Here is a 3,373-nt window from a genome sequence, read left to right as displayed (position 1 = left end):
GAAATGGCGCAAACTCGATGGCCGGAACCGCCTGCCCGAGATCATCCAAGGGGTTGAGTTCCGCGACGGCCTCCGCCACGTTCAAGCCGCCGCCTGATCAGGCGTCACCAACTTCTGCGCATATCTCGCGACGGCGCGCGACTTCCCGACACCGAGGGCACCTCGCCAGCCCTCCGAAGGACAACATACAGACCCCATCGTCATCTGTTGGCCGCTGTTTGGCCTAGTCGTGCTGAGCGGCATGAGGTCATCATCATAGCTTGCTTTACCTAACGCGAGTGCGCCGAAAATACGGGCGGCCAACGCTGCAAGCGGTCCTACCATCTAAGCCAGACGTAGTTGTCCGCGTTCATAAAACATAGGAGATTTTCCATGCTTCTCACTCTTTCGGATATCAAGGGCCATAGTATCGCCGCCACGGACGGCACTATCGGCACGGTAAGTGACCTCTTGTTCGACGACGACAGCTGGATGATCCGCTGGTTTGTCGTGGATACTGGGAAATGGTTGTCGGGACGGAAGGTTCTGTTACCGCCTGTTGTCCTTGGTCATGTCCTGCCTTCGGAGCGAACTTTTCCGGTCCGCTTGACCCGCGCCGAGGTTGAAGCCAGCCCCGAACTCTCCACGCATCTGCCGGTCTCGCGGCAGTTCGAAACCTCGACCTACGACTACTACGGCTTTAGCCCCTACTGGGGCTCGGGGTATTACCTTGGTGGCTACGGTCTATATGGTGGAGGAACCCCGATGAGCCGAGACCCCGAAGTGCAACGCCGCGCCGATGATATTGCCAGGCTTGAACGGAACGCCGAACCGCATCTGCGCAGCGGCGAAGAGGTGACGGGCTACCATATCCAGGCCACTGATGGCGACATCGGGCATTTGTCGGATATCATGATCGAGGATACGGACTGGAGCATCCATTACCTTGTTGTTGACACCAGCAACTGGTGGGTTGGTCAAACGGTGCTGCTTTCGCCCCGTTCATCACAAGATATCCGTTGGACGGAGCGGCTTCTTTATCTCGATATTGACCGGGAGACGGTCAAACGCGGGCCCCCATACGACCCGTCAAAGCCCGTTGATCGAGCCTACGAGAAACGGATGGACGGGTACTACGCCCCCGTCCGCCCAACAGGGCTACTGACAACCAAATGAGCTAGAAGGCCTATTGGGAACAAACTGCAGAGCGATGGACATTCCTGAGTAAGCTCCTGCCAATGCGAGGCTTCATCATTATGGACAACTTCGGCTGGGTTGCGTGTGATCTCCTCCCGGGCGCAGAACGATCTGGTTCAGGGAACGGTTTGGCTTTTCGGTGCAGCTGCGCGGCTCATGTCAGGTTCCGAAAACGGCCGAGGCACAAATCATTTCTGAACTGCTGGGGCTTGGCCCCACGCTGACATATGTTGAGCGTCGAGCAGCTGATCATATGGCGTTGCTGACGGCTGTCTCGAATTACTGTGATCCGTCGGCAGATTCATGCAAATCGATTTGCACTGGGGCCTCAGCGTCTAGAATTGTGCGGGCCCGCGCCGTATCCGCCTCGCCCCCGCGCGCCATTACCAGAAAGCTGTCGGCTTCAAGCGCAGATTCGTATGAGATCACACTGTCCTTTGGGATGCCTAGGCCATAGAGAGCCGCCCACAAGGCGCTGAGGCCGCCTAGAACCGCGGCGCCCTCGAGCATGGAAATTGCCGCCGTGGCAAGATAACCCAGCACGACAACCTGACCCATCACCGGAACGGTGAGGACCATGCCCCCCCCAAAACCAGCCCCAAAGGGCGCCCCAGAATTTGACTCGGTCCCCGACGTTGTAAAAACTGAGAACCTTTTCGTCAGAGTGATAGCCTTTGCCAATGATGCTGAGATCAGTCATTATGAACCCTTCACCACCCAGTTTCCTGACCGCCCGCTCGGCGGCGGCTTGGTCGGGGAAGACGGCGATGGCATGGCTTGTAGGTTTCATCTGAAATTCTTTCATGAACGGGATCGCCGGACCTGATGGCCGCGGCGTTCGTGTGTCGTGGGGTTCTGGCAAGGTCAGAGAGTTGTGGTGCGCAGATAGGGGCGCACTTCAGTCCAACCTTGCGGAAACAGCTTTTCCGCCTCGGGTGTCTTTATCGATGGCGGGATGATGACTTTGTCCCCCGGCGTCCAGTCTGCGGGGGTGGCAATATGCTTTTTGTCGCCCGTTTGGAGCGCGTCGATCACCCGAAGTATCTCATCAAAATTGCGCCCCACATCCATCGGATAGGTCATGGTCAGGCGAATCTTCCGTTCAGGGTCGATGATAAAGACTGACCGCACGGCAGCTGTCGAGCTTTCATGCGCGTGGATCATATCGTAAAGCCGCGCCACCGTGCTGTCAGGGTCACCGACAATCGGAAATTTTACGATCGTGTCTTGGGTGTCGTTCACATCCTCTATCCATTTTAGATGCTCCGCAACGCCGTCGGTCGAAATACCCAAGGGTTTAACGTGGCGCTTGGCAAATTCGTCGGCCAGTTGCGCTGTGCGCCCGATTTCCGTGGTGCAAACAGGCGTGAAATCACCGGGATGACTGAAGAAGAACACCCAGTCTTTACCGATCCAATCATGGAACTTGATCTTTCCAGTCGAAGTGTCTGCAGAAAAATCAGGGGCGATATCGCCGATATGAAGGCTCATGAAAATGGTTCCTTGTATGGAATTGCGGAAGTGATCTTATCTCGTGGGTATAGCTTCAGACTGCTGCGCATGTGCTGATCCAGATCACTGTCCAATCCGCTTTTTGGCGTGACAACGGCCGGTGATCCTGCTGCAGTGTCTACGACTTACCTATCCACTCGCGGATCAAGGCGCTGAGAACCATTCGGTCGCCAGTAACGGCTCACTGATCTGCATCAGTGCGAGCAATTGCACGGCAGCTAAATTTTTCTTAAGCAATTTGTTCAGTCAGGTCGTAAGAGGCAGCCCGTTGGAAGGCCTGCTTTAGGTCGTTTGCAACAGCCTATTGATCAGATGCTGCGACAAAACTGTGAATGTAACTGCGTGTTTGCAAACAACGCGCGTTACCTCTCAAAGAACATAAACACTTAGCCCTGCGCGAAACATCGTCTCGCGCTATCAAACCCTGAAGGAGATCGCACCATGACCGAAAGAGAACAATACATTGAGAAGGCCAAGGCGAAGCTGGATCAGTGGAACGCCGACATCGACAAGTTTAAGGCGAAAGTCGCCGAGTCTGACGCCGATGCAAAGATCGAATTTAGAGCGCGTCTGGTTCAATCAGTTTCATATCCAGCGGCCTTGAAGAAGTTGTAGCATTCGTCAGGGGTGAACAGGTTACAAACATGACCGACCGCCTTCCATAATTCGTCATATGTCCGTGCAG

General features: G+C 55.4%; 4 protein-coding genes. 2 read left to right on the top strand and 2 right to left on the bottom strand.

What is annotated here, in order from left to right; translation table 11 throughout:
* Window positions 1-372 precede the first annotated feature (372 nt).
* Window positions 373-1,155 (top strand): PRC-barrel domain-containing protein, encoded by a 783-nt coding sequence (locus tag ROE7235_RS19060; protein ID WP_121097529.1) that lies wholly within the window; start codon window positions 373-375, stop codon window positions 1,153-1,155.
* 300 nt (window positions 1,156-1,455) lie between these two features.
* Here ROE7235_RS19060 and ROE7235_RS20460 read toward each other — a convergent pair whose 3' ends face one another.
* A complete protein-coding gene (locus ROE7235_RS20460; RefSeq protein WP_220669600.1) occupies window positions 1,456-1,755 on the bottom strand; it encodes a hypothetical protein in 300 nt (99 codons plus the stop codon).
* Between the two features lie 285 nt (window positions 1,756-2,040).
* A complete protein-coding gene (locus ROE7235_RS19050; RefSeq protein WP_121097526.1) occupies window positions 2,041-2,667 on the bottom strand; it encodes a peroxiredoxin in 627 nt (208 codons plus the stop codon).
* Window positions 2,668-3,129: 462 nt separating this feature from the next.
* Between ROE7235_RS19050 and ROE7235_RS19045 the strand changes: the two genes are divergently transcribed.
* Complete coding sequence (locus ROE7235_RS19045) at window positions 3,130-3,303, top strand: sll1863 family stress response protein (protein ID WP_121097523.1); 174 nt, start codon at window positions 3,130-3,132, stop codon at window positions 3,301-3,303.
* Window positions 3,304-3,373 lie beyond the last annotated feature (70 nt).

It is taken from the genome of Roseinatronobacter ekhonensis (assembly GCF_900499075.1).
In the GTDB taxonomy this organism is placed as follows: domain Bacteria; phylum Pseudomonadota; class Alphaproteobacteria; order Rhodobacterales; family Rhodobacteraceae; genus Roseinatronobacter; species Roseinatronobacter ekhonensis.
The sequence above is the reverse complement of the archived record's forward strand: the minus strand, read 5'-3'. Positions and strand labels throughout refer to the sequence as shown.

Excerpts from the sequence above, each read along its gene's own strand:
- ROE7235_RS19060 (WP_121097529.1), top strand. The coding sequence starts at position 373 with ATGCTTCTCACTCTTTCGGATATCAAGGGCCATAGTATCGCCGCCACG.
- ROE7235_RS20460 (WP_220669600.1), bottom strand. The coding sequence starts at position 1,755 with ATGGTCCTCACCGTTCCGGTGATGGGTCAGGTTGTCGTGCTGGGTTAT.
- ROE7235_RS19050 (WP_121097526.1), bottom strand. The coding sequence starts at position 2,667 with ATGAGCCTTCATATCGGCGATATCGCCCCTGATTTTTCTGCAGACACT.
- ROE7235_RS19045 (WP_121097523.1), top strand. The coding sequence starts at position 3,130 with ATGACCGAAAGAGAACAATACATTGAGAAGGCCAAGGCGAAGCTGGAT.